Raw genomic sequence first — 18,287 nt, 5'->3', positions numbered from 1 at the left:
CGGATTCCCGGCCGGCCCGGTGGCGGGCGGACGACAGGGAAACCTGCCGATGACTGCGGCCCTGAGGATCAGCTAGCAGGCCGTACGATGGGCGGCAGTGCTGGTTCGCCCCGCTGTCATGGTGTGGCGTCGTAAGAGGGAACCCGGTGCAAGACCGGGACTGCCCCGCAGCGGTGAGTGGGAACGACCGCCGTCATACGCACTGGACGCGTGAGCGTCTGGGAAGCGACGGCCAGTAGGAGATCGGTGCACGCCGGTCGCGCCCGCGAGTCCGAAGACCTGCCCGCACCGCGTACGCGTCCGCGTGCGCCGCCGTCGGCCTCTCGGGAGGGCCTGGGCGAGGCCCGGTCGTCGGCCGGTGCCCTGCCGTTTCTTCCCGTGTGGTCGGGGGTAGACCTCGAGGGAAGGACACCCGTCTCGTGACCACATCGTTCGGGCTGAGCACCGTGCTCGGCTATCCCCGCATCGGTCCGCACCGCGAACTCAAGCACGCCGTCGAGTCCTACTGGGCGGGCCGGATCGACGCGAACGCCCTCCAAGAGACTGCCGCCGGCCTCCGCGCCGACGTGTGGCGCACGCTGCGCGACGCCGGCCTGGACGCGATCCCGTCGAACACGTTCTCCTTCTACGACCAGGTACTCGACACCACCGTCCTGGTCGACGCGGTCCCCGACCGGTTCCGCCGCCTCGGCCTCGGCGACCTGGACACCTACTTTGCCATGGCTCGTGGCACGGAGCGGGAGCCGGCGCTGGAGCTGACGAAGTGGTTCGACACCAACTACCACTACCTGGTGCCGGAGGTCGGCCCCGGCACACCGTTCACCGCTCGGGCGGACAAGGCGGTGCGGGATCACGGCGAGGCGAAGGCGCTCGGCGTCACCACCAGGCCGGTGCTGGTCGGTCCGGCGACCTACCTCCTGCTGTCCAAGGCCACCGAGGACGCGCCCGAGGGCTTCCGGCCCTTCGACCGGCTCGATGACCTCGTCGCTGTCTACGAGGACATCCTCGGCGCCCTGGCCGGTGCCGGCGTCGAATGGGTTCAGCTCGACGAACCCGCGTACGCCGCCGACCGCACTCCGCAGGAGATCGCTGCGCTGCGCGTCGTGTACCGCCGGCTCGGTGTCCTGAAGCACCGGCCGCGGTTGTTTGTTGCGTCGTACTTCGGTGACCTCGGCGACGCGTTGCCGGCGCTGTTAAGCACGCCGGTCGAGGCGGTCGGCATCGATCTGGTCGCCGGGCCGGGCAACCTGAACCGCCTCGCCGCCGCCGGCCCACTACGCGGGAAGACGATCGTCGCGGGCCTGATCGACGGACGCAACATCTGGCGCACCGACCTGCGCTCCGCCGCCGCGACCGGCGCCGCGCTGACCGGCCTGGCCGACCACGTCGCGGTGTCAACCTCGTGCTCCCTGCTGCACGTACCTGTGGACCTGGCCGCCGAACCCGACCTGGACCAGGAACTGCGTGTGCGGCTCGCCTTCGCCCGACAGAAAGTCGACGAGGTCGTCGCTCTCGGACGCGCCCTGCGCGACGGCGTCGGCGTGCTACCCCCTCCCCCACCGGCGGCACCGGCGGCCTGGCGCAACGACGGAGTCCGAGCCCGCCTGGACGCGCTGCGACCCGAACACGTACGACGGGGCCCGTACGCCCAACGGGCCGCCACCCAGCAGGCCCGACTGGGTCTCCCACCGCTGCCCACCACCACCATCGGGTCCTTCCCGCAAACCCCGGAGCTGCGGCAGGCTCGCGCGGAGCACCGGGCCGGTCGGCTCGACGACACCGGCTACGCCGAGCGGATACGCGCCGAAGTCGCCCACGTCATCGCCGTGCAGGAACGACTCGGGCTGGACGTGCTGGTGCACGGCGAACCGGAACGCAACGACATGGTGCAGTACTTCGGCGAGCAGCTCGACGGGTTCGCCGCCACGGTCAACGGCTGGGTGCAGTCGTACGGCTCCCGGTGCGTACGCCCCCCGATCATCTACGGCGACGTCACCCGGACCGGCCCGATGACTGTCGACTGGTCCACCTACGCGCAGTCGCTGACGAACCGGCCGGTGAAGGGCATGCTCACCGGACCGGTGACGATCCTGGCCTGGTCGTTCGTCCGCACCGACCAACCCCTCGCCGACACCGCCAACCAGGTCGCTCTCGCCCTGCGCGACGAGGCCCGCGACCTGGAAGGCGCCGGCATCCGCGTCATCCAGGTCGACGAACCCGCGCTGCGGGAGACACTGCCACTGCGCCGAGCCGAGCAGCGTCTCTACCTGGACTGGGCTGTCCGGGCGTTCCGGCTCGCCACCAGTGGGGTCGCCGACGCCACCCAGATCCACACCCACCTGTGCTACTCCGAGTTCGGCGAGGTACTGCCCGCGATCGACGCCCTCGACGCCGACGTCACCAGCATCGAGGCGTCGCGGTCGAAGATGGAGATCCTCGACGACCTGCGCACCACCGGCTACCAGCGCGGAGTTGGCCCCGGCGTGTACGACATCCACTCCCCCCGCGTACCGGAACAGGCAGAGGTCACCGACGCGCTACGCCGCGCCGTCGCGGCGGTGCCCGCCGACCGACTCTGGGTCAACCCCGACTGCGGCCTCAAGACCCGCGGCTACCCGGAGGTCGAACAGGCCCTGACCCGCCTCGTCGCCGCCGCCGCCGAAATCCGCAGCACGCTCACCTGAGCGCACGGTGGGGCGGCGGCACGCCGCCCCACCGCGGTGTGCGACAACGCGCATCCGATTCCCGCGTCGAGTGCACAGCAGCGTCAACCTGCGTCGACGGAAACCCGCCGAGCGCGGGAATCCGGGCGGCCTGCAAGGATGGCGGCGAGGATCTCCGCGCCGTCGACGACCCTGGGACCAGGGCGGTTGAAGTAGTCGGGTCCGTCGACCACCCACACCTGCCCCTGACGAACCGCGGGCAGGTCGGCCCAACCGGGTTGCCCGGCCGCCACGGACAGCTCGCCGATGGTCCGTTCGGGCGTAAAGCCACACGGCCCGAACACCACCACGTCCGGGGCCAGGTCGGCGACCACCGACCACAGGTGCGGGGTGCTGTGCGCCCCCGGACCGAGCAGCAACGACCGGCCGCCCGCGAAGGCAATCTGCTCGGGCACCCAGTGCCCGCCCGGCATCAGAGGGTCGAGCCACTCGACGAACAGCACCGTCGGCGCGTCGGACGACGGGCCAGGCAACGCGGCGAGTCGACGCTCGGCGTCCGCCCGGATCTGCGCCGCCCTGCCCCCGGTGTCGGTCAGGGCGGCCACGGCGTCGACCGTGTCCAGGATCCCGCTGATCGTCCTCGCCTCCAGGGACACCACCCTGGTATCGAAATCGATCAGCCGGACCGCGTCGTTGACCCGCGCATAGGAGACCGCAGACACATCACACAGATCCTGGGTCAGGATCAGATCCGGCTTCAACCCCTCCAGCATGGCGACGTCGAGCTGGTACAACGACGATCCTCGGTGCGCGTCACCAGCGATCGCCGCCGAGATCTCCCGACTCGTCAAGGCCTCGGGCAGGGAGGTCGCGGTCACCGCCCGGATGTCGGCCAAGGCCCCCGGTGGCCAGTCACACTCGTGCGTACGCCCGACCAGATGCTCGGTCAGGCCAAGCATGGCCACGATGTCCGTGGCCGCCGGCAGCAGGGAAACGATGCGCACACCCGCCTGCCTATCAGGCATGACCACGCCACGTCCACTGCGACAGCGGGACCACGGCGGCGGTCACCGACCGTCGCTACGACCCGAGCGCAAGGCGTACCCCGAGCGCGACGAACGCGGCCGCGCACATCCGGTTGATGCGCCGCGACCAGCGACCGTCGACCATGCGACTGCCGAGACGCCCGGCACCAGCGCCCAGGGCGATGTCAACGGCGAGTTGCACCGTGACGAAGACCGCACCGAGAAGCACCAGTTGAGCGGTGGCGTTGCCCTGGTCCGGGTCGACGAACTGGGGCAGGAACGCCACGCTGAACAGGATCATCTTAGGATTGAGGAGATTGGTCACCAACCCACGCAGGAAGGCCCGCCCGGAGTTAGCGCCCTGCTCCGGTTCGCCGTTGGGCGCGACGCCGGCGCCGCGTAGGGCCCGCACCCCGAGGATGATCAGGTACGCCGCACCGACCCAACGGATCACGGCGAACAGCACCGGCGAGGCGGAGATCAGCGTGGCGAGTCCGCAGACGACCGCCGCGATGTGCACCGCCTCCCCGGTGGCCACGCCCAGCGCGGCCACCACCCCCGCGCGGGTGCCGTAACGGGCGGCATTGGCCAGCACGAACATCATGTCCGGGCCGGGCGTGACCATGAGGACGACGATCGCGGCCAGGTAGCCGGCCAGCGCCGCGACGGTGAGACCGAACATGTCTCAGCCCTCCTCGGCGCCGTCGAGCAGCGCCCGGCGCAGCGCCAACCGGTGCTCGCGGCGGATCTCCGCCTCGCGGTACCGCCGCCGGTCCCCGTCGGTCTCGGGTAGCAGCGGCGGCACCGCACGGGGCTGGCCGTCGTCGTCGATGGCGACCATGACCAGGTGGGCGGTGGCCACGTCGGTGGGCGGCACCGCCCGGTCCCATCGGTCGGCGGTCACCTTGACCGCCACCTCCATCGAGCTGCGACCGGCCCAGGTGATCCGGGCGTCGACGTGCACGACGTCGCCGACCCGCACCGCGCGCAGGAACGCGGTCTCGTCGATCGCGGCGGTCACCGCCGGCCCGTCGGAGTGCCGGGCGGCGACCACCCCGGCGACCGAGTCGATGAGGTTGAGGATCCGGCCGCCGTGGACCGTACCCATCAGGTTGGTGTGATGCTGGTCCATGATCTGCGACAGGGTCAGGTGCGACGCCGACGGTGGTCGACCGGCGATCGTGATGATGTCGTGCACAGCGGTAGTCCGTCCCTCGGGAAACCACACCGCCGGAACACGGGCACACGCTGACGAGGACACACCGGCGCACAGCACCCGGCGCGTCACCCGCTCAGCCCACCCGCGAGGCCGACGGCAGCGCACACGGTCGTGTACGCAGCGCCGGCAGGTCTTCGGACTCGCGGGCCCGACCGGCTCTTGGCCGGTCTCCTACTGGCCGTCGCTTCCCAGGCCACTGGCCCAGTGCTCATGACGGCGGTCGTTCCCGCTCACCGCTGCGGGGCAGCCCCGGATTTTCACCGGGTTCCCTCTTACGACGCCCGGCCAGCTGATGACCGGGCGAACCAGCGCCGCCCGCGAGCATAACCGGTCAGCGGAGCCGCCCGGCCAGCCCGGCAGGGCGGCGGCACAGCCTTTCACAAGTGCGACACAGAGCTGGAACCGGACCGTATCCAACTTTTGCTATTTGAGGAAAAAGATCGCGACCCCTTGCGAAAAGCCTCGCCACGGTGAGGATATTCAGATGCGTCGTCTCCCTCAGGCTCCTCGACGGCTGGTCTCGGGCCTGCTCGCGCTCGCTCTCGCCACGGCGGTCACACTGCTCGCGTCCGCTCCGCCGGCCGCAGCTCACGGGACTCTCGCCATGTCCACACCGGTGGCCGGCGCCACGGTGAGTGGGCCGTTGACGTCGGTGCAGCTGTTCTTCACCGAGAAGGTCGCCGCCAACGCGTACTTCACCATCACCGCCCCGGGTGGCAGCCGGGTCGACAACGGCTGGACGTACGGGGAGCCGAAGCCGCTGGACAAACCGGTGCGGGAGTACTTCCTGGTCAACGGGCAGTTCGAGCCCCGCGAATACACGACAGGATTCCCGGCGGTGATAGCCGTCGCGCATCTGCCCGCCAAGGGTCAGTACTCGGTGAGCTACCTGTCGGTCGCCTCGGACGGCGACACCGTGCGAGGCACCATGACGTTCCGCTACGACGGTCGGGCGACGGCGGCGCCGCAGGGGTGGAACCCGCCGACGAACCAGCCGGACCCGGCGCTGCTGGCCGCCATCGACCAGCACAAAGCGCCTGGGCAAGCGTCTGCGGTGCCGACCACAGCGGCCGAGTCGGTGACCGCACCGGCGGCGGCTGCTCCGGTCGAGTCGAGTGACGACGACGGCCCCGGAGCGATGGCCTGGGCCGGCATGGCGGCGGCGGTCGCGGCAGCGGCTGCCGGATTGATCGCTTGGCGTCGCCGCTCCGCGCCCAGGGCAAGGCCCACCGGCCGGAGCCGCACCTCGCCCGCGTCCGCCGGCCGAGGCAGCCCCGGTGGTCGTTCCGGACACAAGACCGTCGTCGGCAAGACCGGCGCCCGCTCCGGACACAAGGCCGTCGTCGGCAAGGCCGCCGGCACCACAGGCGCCAATGGGCCCGCCACCGACCGCAAGCGGCGACCCAGCACCGTACCTGCGGCGCGCAAGGGCAACACGGCTGTCGTGGCCCGAACGGGTGTCGCGGTCGATCCGGTTCCGACCGATCGCGAGGCAGATCCCCTCGCCAGAACCGACGGTGAGTCGCCGTCCGGGCTCGTCACCCCCGCATCACCGTCTGATGTGGACGTCGCCGCCATGGCACCGGGATCGCGGCTGAGCAACAGCCACCTGGCGCTGCTCGTCGGTGGGCTGGTGCTGGCCCTGCTGGCCGGATTTGGGCTGGCCCGCATGGGCACCGCCGGCCAGAGCCCAGCGGCTACCAGCGCACGCCAGCCAGCGGGCGGGTCGCCGGCCTCGGGGCAGGCAGTGTCCGCCGGTGATGGGCACCAACACGCGCCGGGGATCGGACCCCACACCCATCCGGGTGACGGCTCAACCGGCGAGACACTGGCCACCGGGACGACGGTCAGCGCCAACGGGTACACCCTGCAACCACTGGAGCGGTCCCAACCGCCCGGCGTACGCGCCGACTACCGGTTCCGGATCGTGGGGACCGACCGGCAGGCGGCGACCCGCTTCGCGGTCGTTCACGACAAGCCGTTGCACATGATCGTGGTGGGTCGCGACCTATCCGGCTACCAGCACCTGCACCCGACGATGGCGCCCGACGGCACTTGGAGCGTTCCCCTGACGCTGGCCCGGCCCGGCGGCTACCGCCTCTACGCGGACTTCTCCGTCACCGCGCCGAGCGGCGCGCAGATCCCGCTCGTGCTGGGCGTCGACCACACCGTACCTGGCGCACACACCCCCGTTGCGTTGCCGCCCGCGCAGGCCGAGGCGACGGCCGGTCCGTACACGGTGGCGATGAACGGCACCCCGACGGTGGGGGTGACGGCGCCGATGCAGTTCCAGGTCAGCGCCGACACGACCGTACCGGCGCAGCTGGAGCGGTACCTGGGCGCGTACGGGCACCTGGTCGTCGTACGCGAGGGCGACCTCGGGTACGTACACGTCCACCCCGAGCCGGAGTTGGTTGACGGGACTGTCAAGTTCTGGCTGACCGCACCGAGTTCGGGCCGGTACCGGGCCTTCTTCGACTTCCAGACTGCCGGCAAGGTGCACACCGCCGAGTACACGATCAACGTGCCCTGAACGGACGTTTGCGAATCTGACCCCTAAAGCCGGGAACTGGTTCCCGCCGTCGGCCGACTCACTCTCGACGGGCATGGCGCGATCGGGACGGGGTGCGTTGATGACGACTGGTCGCTGGTGGGCCCCGACGGGAGTGGCGACGGCGGCGATGGCCACGTCTATGACGGTCCTGTACGCCACGTCGGCGTTGGCGCCGTTCCTGGTGGCCGATCTGGGCCTGTCCCGGGCAGCGGTGGGTGGGCTGGTGACGGTGTCATTTGCCGTCGCGGCGGGAGTGTCGCTCCTGGCCGGTCACCTGATCGACCTGTGGGGAGCCAGACGAGGGCTGGTCGCGTTGTGTGGGGCGGTGGTGGTGGCTCTGCTCGGCGCATCGGTGGCACCCAGCTACGGGTGGCTGCTGGCGGCGGTGGCGGTGGCGGGCGTGGGTCAGGCCCTGGCCAATCCGGCCACGAACGTGCTGGTGGCTCAGGCGGTTCCGGCGGAGCGCCGGGGTACGGCGATCGGGGTGAAGCAGGCCGGGGTGCAGGCGGCGGCGTTCGCCTGCGGTCTCGTCCTGCCGGCGGTGGCGGCGATGGCCGGGTGGCGGGTGGCGCTGCGGGTGTCGACTGTGGTGCCGCTGGCGGTGGTGGTCGCGGTGTGGTGGTGGGCTCCGGCGTCCGGGCGGCAGGCGGCGATCGGGCGGTGGTGGCGGCTGTCAAGGCCGTCGGGTTGGCTCGCCTGGCTGGTGGCGTTCTCGCTGCTGCTGGGCACCGGGCTGGCGGCGGTCAACACCTACCTCCCGCTGTACGCGACACAGCGGCTGGACCTGGGCACCGGTGCGGCCGGGTTACTCCTCGCCACGTTCGGGGTGACGGGCCTGCTCGCGCGGGTGTGGTGGGGCCGGTGGGCGGACCGTACGCCGGATGTGGTGGTGGCGTTGGCCTGGCTGGCGGCGGCGGCCGTCGTGGGGGTGGTGCTGGTGTTCGCCGCCGATCACCTCTGGTCGGGTCTGGTGTGGGTCGGCGCGGTGGTGGTCGGCGGATCAGCGACGGCGGCGAACGCGGTGTCGATGTTGATGGTGCTGCGCCGGGGCAAGGCGCTGGGGCAGGCGTCGGGGCTGGTGTCGTTGGGCTTCTTCAGCGGCTTCGTGGTCGGGCCGGCGGCGGTCGGCTGGTGCGCGGACGTCGGCGGGTGGGGTGTGGCGTGGCTGGTCGTCGGCGCGGTGTTCGCCGGTACGGCGGCGCTGGCGGTGCGGGTTCGCTCGGCCAGCGCCCGTGAGCCGGTCGCCGCGTGAACGACCACCGCTACGAGACGGCGTTGGAGGCGCTGCTGCGGCGGGTTCCGATGGTCGCCGGGCAGGTGGGTGACCGGTTCCCGCTGTACGCGGATCCGGTCTCCGGGGCATGGGTGTCGACGCGCCGAGGGTCCTGGACGGGCGGGTTCTGGGCCGGCTGGTGGTGGCTGCGGACCGCGGTCACCGGACTGCCCGCCGACCAGGCCACCGCACGGGAGTGGACGCATCGACTCGCCCCTCGCACCGCCGATGCCACGGTGACCCGGGGGATGACGTTCTGGTACGGCGCGGCCCAGGGGCACCGCATCTGCGCGGACGCTCTCGCCCGCCGGATCGCGCTCGACGGTGCGGACGCGTTGGCGGGCGCATTCGACGGCAACCTGGGACTGATCCCGGTCGGTGACGCCTTCGGCGCTGGCCCGGCGCCGAAGGCGGGTGTGGATGCCCTGGCGGGGACGGTGTCCCTGCTCACGATGGCCGCCCATGCGGGTCGGCACGACCTGGACAGGCTGGCCCGGGCCCATGCCGAGCGGCACGTGCAGGTGTTGGTGGGCGTTGACGGCCGGATCCGGCCGGAGGTGCTCCTGCACGCCGACGGCGCACCGGTCGACGAGGCGCCGTCCTCGGCTGTCTGGGCGCGCGGGCAGGCGTGGGGCGTGCTGGGGTTGGCCGCCTGTGCGCGGCAGTGGGGAGGCGACTTCACCGAGGCCGGCTGCCGGGCGGCCCAATGGTGGCTGGACCAGGTCGGGCACGATGTTCCAGCCACGGTGCTCGGTCGACCCGGAACACCGGTGGACACCTCAGCAGTGGTGATCACCGCAGCCGGTCTACTCACCCTGTCCGAGGTGACCGGGGACGGTGGCTGGGGTGCGGCGGCTCGCGCCATCGCGGACGCCGTGACCGACCACCACCTCGACGACGACGGAGTGCTGCGCGACGGCTGCTACGACCTGACCGGCGGGGTCGGCACCCGGCACGAGCTGGTGTGGGGCAGCTACTTCCTGACTGCCATCCTCGCCGTGCTGACCGGACGGGTGCGGGAGCATCCCTGGTAGCGCTCAGCGTGAAACCCTGAGCAGGCGACGGGCCACCGTGGTGATGTGCAGTTCGTCGGGGCCGTCGAGGATCCGGGCCGCGCGGGCGGTGCGGGCCAGCATCGGCAGTGGGGTGTCGTCGGTGAGCCCTTCGGCGCCGTGGACCTGGATGGCCCGGTCGACGACCGCGTGCAGGGCGCGGGCGGTGACGACCTTGGCGGTGCCGACCGCGATGCGGGCGTCGCCGCCGTTGGTGAGGGCGTCGACGGCGGCGTAGGTGAGGGCACGGGCGGCGGCGATATCGGCGTGGCTGTCGAAGACGAGGCTGTGCAGGAGTTGCTGTTCGGCAAGAGGGCCGCCGTGGGCGTGGCGGGTGGTCAGCCGGGTCAGCATGAGGTCGTGGGCGCGTTGGGCCTGACCGAGCCAGCGCAGGCAGCGCAGGGTCCGGCCGAGCGCGAGTCGTTCACCGACGATGCGCAGCCCCTGGCCGGGCTCACCGAGGAGATGATCAGCGGGGACACGCACGTCATCGAGGACGATCTCGTACTGGCCGCCCGCGCCGAGAACGGGCAGTTCCCGTACGACGCGGTAGCCCGCCGCGTCGGTGGGGACGACGAGCAGGGAGAACGCGTTGCGGTTGTCGACGTTCGCGGCGGTGCGGCAGACGACTGTGGTGAACGCGGCGGTCGCGGCACGGGAGGTGAACCACTTGCGACCGGTGATCCGCCAGCTGTCGCCATCGAGGGTGGCGGTGGTGCCCAGCCCGGAGGGGTCGGAGCCGGCGATACCCGGTTCGGTCATGGCGAAGCTCGGCCCACTCCCACCGCGGGTCATCGGCGCGAGGTGGCGCTCCCGGACCGTCGCGGTGGCGTGCCGGTCGAGCATGAGGGCATCGAGCAGCAGATCCGAGCCGAGCGCCGTCGGCCCACAATCGGAGCGTCCCTCGATTTCGGCCAGCGGTGCGTAGGCGCTCAGGTCCAAACCGTGTCCACCGAGGTGCGTCGGCAGCGGCAGCGCCCAGAGGCCGGCCTCTCGTGCCTCGTGCTGCAATGCCCGCATGGTCCGCGTGCCCGCCTCCCCGCCCGCGAGCAGAAGCGTCTCCGCGGGGATGACCCTGTCGGCGACGAAGGTGCGGACACGGCCCGCGAGATCGGTGCGGGGAAGCGGTTCGGTCATCGGCAAACTCCCGAAGATCGCGGGGAACTACCTCGATGCGTGGCACGACTATTGAGGTATGCGGGCGATCAACGTAGCGCATGTCGGCGATGCCGGTGCGTAGCGATCTGGTGGTGGACGGGCAGCTGGACACGGTGCCTCTCACGGGGACATTCGTCGATGGAGACGCGTCGACAGCGGCGGACGCGGTCGCTGTGGAGCACCTGTCCCTGCTCGGCGCGCGCCACCGTCCCGGTGGCCCGCTACGGGTGGACGGTGTCGATGTCCAGACCGACTGGACGGATCCGACCGGTCGGCTACTGGACGAGGTGACCGCCCAGGCCGCCCTGGGGTTGATGGCCGCACACGGCCGGGCGACCGGCGGACCAGCCCGCCTCGGCGTGACCTATGTGTCCACAGTGGCCGGTGTGGTTGCCGCGCAAGGCGCACTGGCTGCCATTCTGGCAGGGCTGCGGGGGCAGCGACCCGGGTCGGTGCGGGTGAGCGTGGCCGGCGCGGCACTGCTGACGGTGTCGCAGTACCTCGCCGCCGGGAGTACCCGCGACACCGACGACACCGGCGCGGTGAGCGGTCCGGGCGTGCCACCACCGTTCACGTCCCTCGACGGAGTCGCGTTCGAGGTGGAGACCCTGGACCCGGAACCGTGGCGCCACTGGTGGACCGCCCTCGGTGCCACACCCGGCGATGTGGCCCGGGGCTGGCGGGCCTTCGTGCTGCGCTACGCCACCGCCGCCGCACCGATCCCGCCCGCACTGCACCAGATCACCCGCCGCCGGCCGTTCCGGGAGCTGTGCGCCAGCGCGCAGGAGGCGGGGGTAGCCGTGCAGGAGGTTCGAGGGCTCACCGCACGCCGCGCAGACGCCGACCCCGACGGGCGGTTCGCCGCACCCTGGAGGATCAGTGCCGGCGCCCCCGCAGGCGCACTGTCGGACCTGCCGGCGGGCCGGCTCCCGCTGCACGGGCTGCGGGTGGTGGAGGCGGGCCGACGCATCCAGGGGCCGCTCGCCGGGCATGTGCTGCGACTGCTCGGCGCGGAGGTGACCCGGGTCGAGCCCGCCGGTGGCGACCCGTTGCGCGGTATGCCGCCGATGGTCGGTGACTGCTCAGCGCGGTTCCTGGCACTCAACCGGGGCAAACGAATCGTCGAGGTGGATCTGCGCTCCGCCTCCGGCCGGTCGACCGTACGGGACCTTGCCGACCAGTCCGACGTGTTCCTGCACAACTGGGCGCCCGGCAAAGCCGCCGAGTTCGGCCTCGACTCCACCGACTTCACCGCGAGCAACCCAGGCCTGGTGTACGCGTACGCCTCGGGCTGGGGTGGCGCGCGCGGTGCGGACGCGCCGCCGGGCACCGATTTCGTCGCCCAGGCGTACACCGGGCTCGGCGAACAACTGCGCCCGGCCGGCGACCCGCCGGCCGGGTCGTTGATGACCCTGCTGGACGTCCTCGGCGGCCTGGTCTGTGCCGAAGGAGTCCTGGCCGCCCTGGTCGCTCGGCAGCGGGACCGGCGCGGGCAGCGCGTGGACACCTCGCTGCTGTCAGCGGCCGGCGTCCTGCAAGGACCGCTACCCACGGCCCGGCCCGTGTGGGGGCAGTGGGATATGCCGACGCCCGTCGCGGACGGGCACATCATGCTCGCCGCCGGCAGCGATGTCACCGCCGCAGCGACGGTGCTCGGCGACACGGCCACCCTTACCGCACGGGAGGCGGTGTCCCGGCTGCAGGCGGTCGGTGTGCGTGCCGTGCGGGTGTGCCCCGAGCCGGGTGAGCTGGCCGGCGACCCGATTGCCACCGGCCTGATCGAGATCGACGGCTGCGCCTTCGTCCGCCCACCGTGGAGGTTCACGTCATGACCGTCCTACCCGTCCATGACCTGGTGCCCGCCCCGCTGCGCGACTGGTGGACCCGAGCCGGCCACTACCCCGGCCGCACCCTCTACGACCTGTTCGCCGAACACGCCGCGGCCCACCCGGACCGAATCGCGGTGATCGACGACGACGGCGAGACCACGTACGCGCAGCTACAGGCCGCGGTGCTGCGGCTGGCTGGTGCCCTGCAACGCAACGGGGTCGAGCCCGGTGAGGTGATCGCGGTACAGCTGCCCAACGGGTGGCGGCCCGTCGCGGTGGACCTGGCCGCCGCCGCGATCGGCGCGGTCGTCCTGCCGTACCCCGTCGGGCGGGGCCGCCGCGACACCCTCACCCTGCTGCGCCGCTCCCGGGCGGCGGTCGCGGTCGTCGCGCACAAGGTCGGCGACCACCACTACGCCGAAGCCCTGGCGACGCTGCGACCGGAGCTGCCTGACCTGCGTACCGTGCTGGTGGCCGGGCTCGACGGGCCCGGCAGCCTGGAGGGCTGGCTGGCCGACGCACCGCCGCTGGCCGCACCGGTTGCCGCGGCGTCGTCGGCGCCCGCGCGGATCCTGGTCTCCTCCGGCTCGGAGGCCGCCCCGAAGATGATCGTCTACTCGCACGATGCCCTCGCGGGTGGGCGAGGTGCGTTCATCGCCGCCCTGCACCACGGTGACGAGCCGATGCGCAACCTGTTCCTGGTGCCCCTCGCCTCGTCGTTCGGCTCCTCCGGTAGCGCGGTGACGATCGCCCGGCACGGCGGCACCCTGCTCGTGCAGTCCCGCTTCGACGCCGGCCGCGCCCTGGAGCTGATCGACACGCACCAACCGTCGCTGGTGTTCGGGGTGCCGACGATGTTCACGATGATGCTCGACCACCCCCGACTGCCGACGACGAACACGTCGTCGCTTCGGGCGGTGGTGGCCGGCGGGTCGCGGGTCGACCCGGCCACCGTGCAGTCCTGCCGAAACCGCTTCGATGCGGCGTTCGTCAACTGCTACGGCTCCGCCGACGGGGTCAACTGCACCACCGACCCCCTCGACCCCCCGACGGCGGTGCACGACGCGGTGGGCCGGCCCAACCCGGCGGTGGCAACCGTACGGATCGTCGGGGACGACGACGCCGACGTCCCGCCCGGCGAGGTCGGCGAGATTTGGGGCCTCGGGCCGATGAGCCCGCTCTGTTACGTCGATCCCGAGTTCGATGACCGCTACCGGGTCGAGGGTGGGTGGGTCCGCACCGGCGACCTCGGCCGCGTCGACGCCGACGGCTTCCTGCACGTGGTCGGCCGGCGCAACGAGATCATCATCCGGGGCGGACGGAACCTCTCCCCGGTCGAGGTGGAGTTGCTCATCGCTCAGCATCCAGCCGTGCGGCAGGTCGCCTGCGTCGGCGTCGCGGACCGGTTGATGGGCGAGCGGATGGCGGCCTGCATCGCCGTCCGCGACGGTGCGGTCGCCCCGACGCTCACCGATCTGGCCGGCTATCTCACCGACGTGCACGGGTTGGAACACGCCAAGCTGCCCGAGCGGCTCGCCGTGCTCGACACGCTGCCCCTGTCGGCCGCCGGCAAGGTCGACAAGCGGTGGCTCCGTGAACGCCTTGCTGGGCAGGCCGAGTGACCGCCGCCATCACCTTCGCATCGGTTACCTGCCGCTACGGGCGGCGTACCGCGGTCGACGCGGTCGACCTCGACGTGGCCGCCGGCGAACATGTGGCCCTCACCGGGGCGAACGGTTCCGGCAAGACCACCCTGCTGCGGGCCGCGCTCGGGCTGCACCCCACCACCGGGGGCACGGTCACCGTGGGCGGCGAGCCGGCCCGCAGCGGCGCGGATTGGGCGCGGCGCCGTCGGGACGTGGCCTGGGTGCCGCAGCGCCTCGCGCCGGGCCGCTTCCCACTGCTCGTCGACGAGTTACTCGATAGCGGCGGGCACCCAGATGCGGCCCGTGAGGCCGCCGGTCAGCTCGACGTCGGCGGGCTCGGCCACCGCCCGCTGCACACCCTCTCCGGCGGGCAGTTGCAGCGGGTGTTCCTGGCCCGTGCGCTCGGCGCGGTCACCGCCGGGGCGCGGGCGCTGTTCGCCGACGAACCCACCGCCGCGCTGGACTTCGAAGGCCAGGAGCAGGTCGCCACCCTGCTGGCGAAGCTTCCGGTGACGGTGATCGTGGTATCCCACGACCGGGCGATGACCGGGGCCTGTGATCGGGTGGCCGAGATGGCCGCCGGGAAGCTGCGGGTGATCTGATCCCGTGGACGGCTTTCTCGACCTGCTCTCCCTGCCGGCCGTGCAGCGCTCCGCCATCGGTCTGCTGATCGCCGCCGTCGGCCTCCCGATCGTCGGGGTGTTCATCATCGGCCTGGACATCATCGCCGTGCGGTTCGCGATGATGCACGTGGCGTTGCTCGGCATCGCCGTCGGCCTGCTCACCGGCCTCGACCCCATGCTCTGCGGGCTGGCCGCCTGCGCCCTCGCCGGCGCCGGCGTCGCCCCCCTCGCCCGGCGGCCGACCGGTCTGCCCGGGGCCATGGGCCTGCTGATGACCTTCGCCATCGCCGCCGCGCTGCTCGTGCTGTCGGTGTCCGGGGTCAACGCCACCGGAGCGTTCGAACTGCTCTGGGGGTCGATCCTCGCCACCCGCGAGATCGACCTGATCGTCCTGGGCGCGCTGACCGTCGTGGTGCACGTGCTGTTCTGGCGGTGGCGCCGGCAACTCGCCCTGTTGCTGTTCGACCGCGAGGTGGCCTTGTGCTCCGGTGTCGCCGCCGGCCCGCTGCTGCTCGCCCTGCTCGTCGTCGTCGCCGTGTCGATCGGCGCGTCGATCCGGCTGACCGGAGCGCTGCTCGTCGACGCGCTGACCATCCTCCCGGCGCTGGGCGCTCGCAATCTCGGCCGGTCGCTGCGGTCGATGGTGCTCTGGGCGGTGGCACTCGGCGTGGTCGGCAACACCGCCGGGTTCGCCGTGGCCCTGCTGATCGACCAACCACCCGGTCCCGTCCTCGTCCTGGTGGCGGGGACGTTGACCCTGCTCACCTACCTGATTCCTGAAGGAGCACGCGATGCGATTGATCCGGGCCGCCGCACTGACCGCGGTGGCGACCCTGTCCCTGCTGGCCAGCGGGTGTGGCAGCACTGACGACCCGGCACCGGGCAGCAGCGCGACGCCAGCAGCGAAGGGGCCTAAGGTGGTCGCGTCTACAAGCTGGGTCGGCGCGCTGGCCAAGGCCGCCGGGGCCACCGACATCACCGTGGTCGCGCCGGCCAACGTGCAGCACCCACCGGACTACGACCCCAAGCCGAGCGACCTCGCCGCCGTCGCCGGCGCCGACTACATCCTGTACGCGGAGTTCGACGGCTTCGCCGTCCGGCTCAAGGACGCGGCCGGTGGCTCCGGAAAGCTCGTGACCGTGCAGTTGGAGAACACCCCGGGCAAGATCACCTCGGAGGTGTCCCGGCTCGCCGGTCTGTTCGGCACCGCTGACGCGGCGACCGCCTGGAACTCCACCTTCACCACCGAGTACGCGAAGCTCTCCGCCCAGGCGAAGGCCGCCCTGCCCAACCCGGCGCCGACCGCGGTGTCGCACCTGTTCATGGCGTACTGGGGTGAGTTCGCCGGGATCACCGTGGCCGGCACGTACGGGCCGCAGCCGGTGAGCCCGAGTCAGCTCGCCGAACTGACCGCGAAGAAACCAGTCCTGGTGCTGGCCAACTCCCACCTGCCCGGCGCCAACCCCGACATCCCCGGCGCCACCCGCGTCGACATCGTCAACTACCCCGGCCCCGACCTGGACCTGCTCGGGGTTTTCAAGACCAACACTGAACGACTGACCGCGGCGCTCAAACCCTGAGCGACGCCGGTCGGTCCGGCCGGTGGGGGTGCGGCGGTCGCACCCCCACCGGCCCCTGCCGTAGGAGACCTGATGATCCCCGTGCTCGTCGTCGGCGGCGGCCCGGTCGGGCTGAGCCTGGCGATCCGCCTTGGACAGCTCGGTGTCCCGGCCGTGCTGGTCGAGCAGCACCCCGACACCGCCGCTTTTCCCAAGGGCAGGGCCCTGAGCATCCGCAGCATGGAGATCTTCCACTCCTGGGAGCTGGAGAAGGAGATCACCGCTGCCGGCCTGCCGCGCGAGCACCTGGCCTTCTACAGCGGCCGCACCCTCACCGACCCGTCCGGCACACGCATCGTCACCGGCCCCGGCGCTCGACCGCCGGTGCCCAGCCCCACCTACACGCTGCTCTGCTCACAGGACCGCCTCGAACCGCTGCTGCGCGCCCACGCGCAACGGCTTCAGCCCGACCGGATCCGGTTCGGCACCGAACTCGTCGACCTCACCGTGAACCGCGATGGAGTCACAGTGGAGTTGTCCGTCGGCGGTCACCACGAGCGGCTGCACGCGCGGTATCTCGTCGCCGCAGACGGCGCCCGTAGCGGTATTCGTGGACGATTCGGCATCGCGATGAACGGCCCGTCCGATGTCTCCCGCAACCTGAACATCCTCTTCGACGCCGACCTCGGCCAGCACATCGCCGACCGGCCGAGCGCCGTCTACACGATCGCTCAACCCGGCCTGCACGGCGCGTTCCTCGCCGTCGACAACCAGCGCCGGTGGCTGTTCAACCTCATCGCCGACGGTGACGACGTTGACCTCGACAGTCTCGACGACACCGCCTGCATCGGGCTGATCCGCGCCGCCGCAGGCTTGCCCGACCTGACGGTCACCGTGGTCGCCCGTCAGGTGTGGCACGCCGCGGCGCAGGTCGCCGACCGGTTCCGGCACGGCCCGGTCTTCCTGGCCGGCGACGCCGCGCATGTCACAACCCCTACGGGGGTTTCGGCATGAACTGCGGCATCGCCGACGCCGACAACCTGGCCTGGAAACTCGCCGCCGTCCACCACGGCTGGGCCACCCCGGCCCTGCTCGACACCTACGAACCCGAACGCCGACCGGTCGCCCTCGCCAGCGCCGCCGAGAGCCACCTGCGATTGACCGACACCATCGACGCGCACCACAGCGGAGCGCCGCCGCGCGGGCGGCCCAGCGAAGGACTCGTCCTCGGCTACCACTACACCTCCGCCGCCGTGATCGCCGATGGCACGGACCCGCCCGCAGCCGATCCGGTGGCCGACTACGTCCCCACCGCCCGGCCGGGTCACCGCCTCCCCCACGTCTGGCTCGATCGGGAACAGACCCGGTCCACCCTCGACCTGGTGACGGGTGACGGTCTCACCCTGCTTGCCGGCCCGGCAGCTGCCTGGATCTCGACCGCGGCCGAGCAGGCGCGGGCCGGCGGGTTTCCGCTGACCGTCCACCGCCTCGACAGCGTGCTGCCGCGATCGGCGCGGGCGGCCTTCCTGCACCAGTGCGGCCTGCTCGACAGCGGTGGCCTCCTGGTCCGACCGGACGGCCACATCGCCTGGCGTACCCCCAGCACGCCGCCCGGCGGGCTCCCCGCCATGATGAACCCCGCGCGATAGCCGCGGCAGAGAGCCGGCGAAGGCACCCGCAGGCAGA

General features: G+C 72.0%; 15 protein-coding genes and 2 riboswitches. Of the genes, 11 read left to right on the top strand and 4 right to left on the bottom strand.

Annotated elements, in window-relative coordinates:
• Positions 1–84 precede the first annotated feature (84 nt).
• A riboswitch (cobalamin riboswitch) is annotated at positions 85–302 on the top strand.
• A gap of 117 nt (positions 303–419) precedes the next feature.
• Positions 420–2,684 carry a 5-methyltetrahydropteroyltriglutamate--homocysteine S-methyltransferase gene (gene metE / locus QCZ28_RS17620; protein WP_279517653.1) on the top strand — a complete coding sequence of 755 codons (2,265 nt, stop codon included), beginning with the start codon at positions 420–422 and terminating at the stop codon, positions 2,682–2,684.
• An 83-nt stretch (positions 2,685–2,767) separates the two neighbouring features.
• On the opposite strand, the gene QCZ28_RS17615 is transcribed toward metE, so the two are convergent.
• The 3 genes from QCZ28_RS17615 to QCZ28_RS17605 all read right to left on the bottom strand — a co-directional run bounded on the left by QCZ28_RS17615 (position 2,768) and on the right by QCZ28_RS17605 (position 4,886).
• Positions 2,768–3,667, bottom strand: coding sequence for an ABC transporter substrate-binding protein (locus QCZ28_RS17615; RefSeq protein WP_279517652.1), 900 nt, complete (start codon positions 3,665–3,667; stop codon positions 2,768–2,770).
• A 76-nt stretch (positions 3,668–3,743) separates the two neighbouring features.
• Positions 3,744–4,370: a LysE family translocator gene (locus tag QCZ28_RS17610; RefSeq protein ID WP_279517651.1), complete on the bottom strand. Its 627-nt coding sequence runs from the start codon at positions 4,368–4,370 to the stop codon at positions 3,744–3,746.
• 3 nt (positions 4,371–4,373) lie between these two features.
• Positions 4,374–4,886 carry an acyl-CoA thioesterase gene (locus tag QCZ28_RS17605; protein ID WP_279517650.1) on the bottom strand — a complete coding sequence of 171 codons (513 nt, stop codon included), beginning with the start codon at positions 4,884–4,886 and terminating at the stop codon, positions 4,374–4,376.
• A gap of 128 nt (positions 4,887–5,014) precedes the next feature.
• A riboswitch (cobalamin riboswitch) is annotated at positions 5,015–5,212 on the bottom strand.
• Positions 5,213–5,391: 179 nt separating this feature from the next.
• Here QCZ28_RS17605 and QCZ28_RS17600 point away from each other — a divergent pair.
• The 3 genes from QCZ28_RS17600 to QCZ28_RS17590 all read left to right on the top strand — a co-directional run bounded on the left by QCZ28_RS17600 (position 5,392) and on the right by QCZ28_RS17590 (position 9,768).
• Positions 5,392–7,440, top strand: coding sequence for a copper resistance protein CopC (locus QCZ28_RS17600; RefSeq protein ID WP_279517649.1), 2,049 nt, complete (start codon positions 5,392–5,394; stop codon positions 7,438–7,440).
• A 100-nt stretch (positions 7,441–7,540) separates the two neighbouring features.
• Positions 7,541–8,713, top strand: coding sequence for an MFS transporter (locus QCZ28_RS17595; protein WP_279517648.1), 1,173 nt, complete (start codon positions 7,541–7,543; stop codon positions 8,711–8,713).
• Positions 8,710–9,768, top strand: a complete 1,059-nt coding sequence (locus tag QCZ28_RS17590; RefSeq protein WP_279517647.1) for a hypothetical protein — start codon at positions 8,710–8,712, stop codon at positions 9,766–9,768. Before QCZ28_RS17595 ends, QCZ28_RS17590 begins: the two co-directional genes overlap by 4 nt.
• A gap of 3 nt (positions 9,769–9,771) precedes the next feature.
• Here the strand turns inward: QCZ28_RS17590 and QCZ28_RS17585 are convergent, their stop codons facing one another.
• A complete protein-coding gene (locus tag QCZ28_RS17585) occupies positions 9,772–10,923 on the bottom strand; it encodes an acyl-CoA dehydrogenase family protein (RefSeq protein WP_279517646.1) in 1,152 nt (383 codons plus the stop codon).
• Between the two features lie 89 nt (positions 10,924–11,012).
• Between QCZ28_RS17585 and QCZ28_RS17580 the strand changes: the two genes are divergently transcribed.
• The 7 genes from QCZ28_RS17580 (at position 11,013) to QCZ28_RS17550 (ending at position 18,250) form a co-directional block, all read left to right on the top strand.
• A complete protein-coding gene (locus QCZ28_RS17580) occupies positions 11,013–12,776 on the top strand; it encodes a CoA transferase (protein ID WP_279517645.1) in 1,764 nt (587 codons plus the stop codon).
• Positions 12,773–14,395, top strand: coding sequence for a class I adenylate-forming enzyme family protein (locus tag QCZ28_RS17575; RefSeq protein ID WP_279517644.1), 1,623 nt, complete (start codon positions 12,773–12,775; stop codon positions 14,393–14,395). The genes QCZ28_RS17580 and QCZ28_RS17575 overlap by 4 nt, the downstream gene beginning before the upstream one ends.
• Positions 14,392–15,021, top strand: coding sequence for an ATP-binding cassette domain-containing protein (locus tag QCZ28_RS17570; protein ID WP_279517643.1), 630 nt, complete (start codon positions 14,392–14,394; stop codon positions 15,019–15,021). Before QCZ28_RS17575 ends, QCZ28_RS17570 begins: the two co-directional genes overlap by 4 nt.
• 4 nt (positions 15,022–15,025) lie before the next feature.
• On the top strand, positions 15,026–15,910 hold the full coding sequence (locus QCZ28_RS17565) for a metal ABC transporter permease (protein WP_279517642.1): 885 nt from the start codon (positions 15,026–15,028) through the stop codon (positions 15,908–15,910).
• Positions 15,834–16,622 (top strand): zinc ABC transporter substrate-binding protein, encoded by a 789-nt coding sequence (locus QCZ28_RS17560; protein WP_279517641.1) that lies wholly within the window; start codon positions 15,834–15,836, stop codon positions 16,620–16,622. Before QCZ28_RS17565 ends, QCZ28_RS17560 begins: the two co-directional genes overlap by 77 nt.
• A gap of 72 nt (positions 16,623–16,694) precedes the next feature.
• Entirely contained in the window at positions 16,695–17,615 is a 921-nt protein-coding gene (locus QCZ28_RS17555; RefSeq protein WP_279517640.1) for an FAD-dependent monooxygenase, read from the top strand.
• Positions 17,612–18,250, top strand: a complete 639-nt coding sequence (locus QCZ28_RS17550) for an FAD-dependent monooxygenase (protein WP_279517639.1) — start codon at positions 17,612–17,614, stop codon at positions 18,248–18,250. The genes QCZ28_RS17555 and QCZ28_RS17550 overlap by 4 nt, the downstream gene beginning before the upstream one ends.
• Positions 18,251–18,287: the final 37 nt, after the last annotated feature.

This window comes from Micromonospora sp. DH14, from assembly GCF_029809455.1.
GTDB classification, from domain to species: domain Bacteria; phylum Actinomycetota; class Actinomycetes; order Mycobacteriales; family Micromonosporaceae; genus Micromonospora; species Micromonospora parva.
Note: the sequence above shows the minus strand (reverse complement) of the source record. Positions and strands in the feature narration are given on the sequence as shown.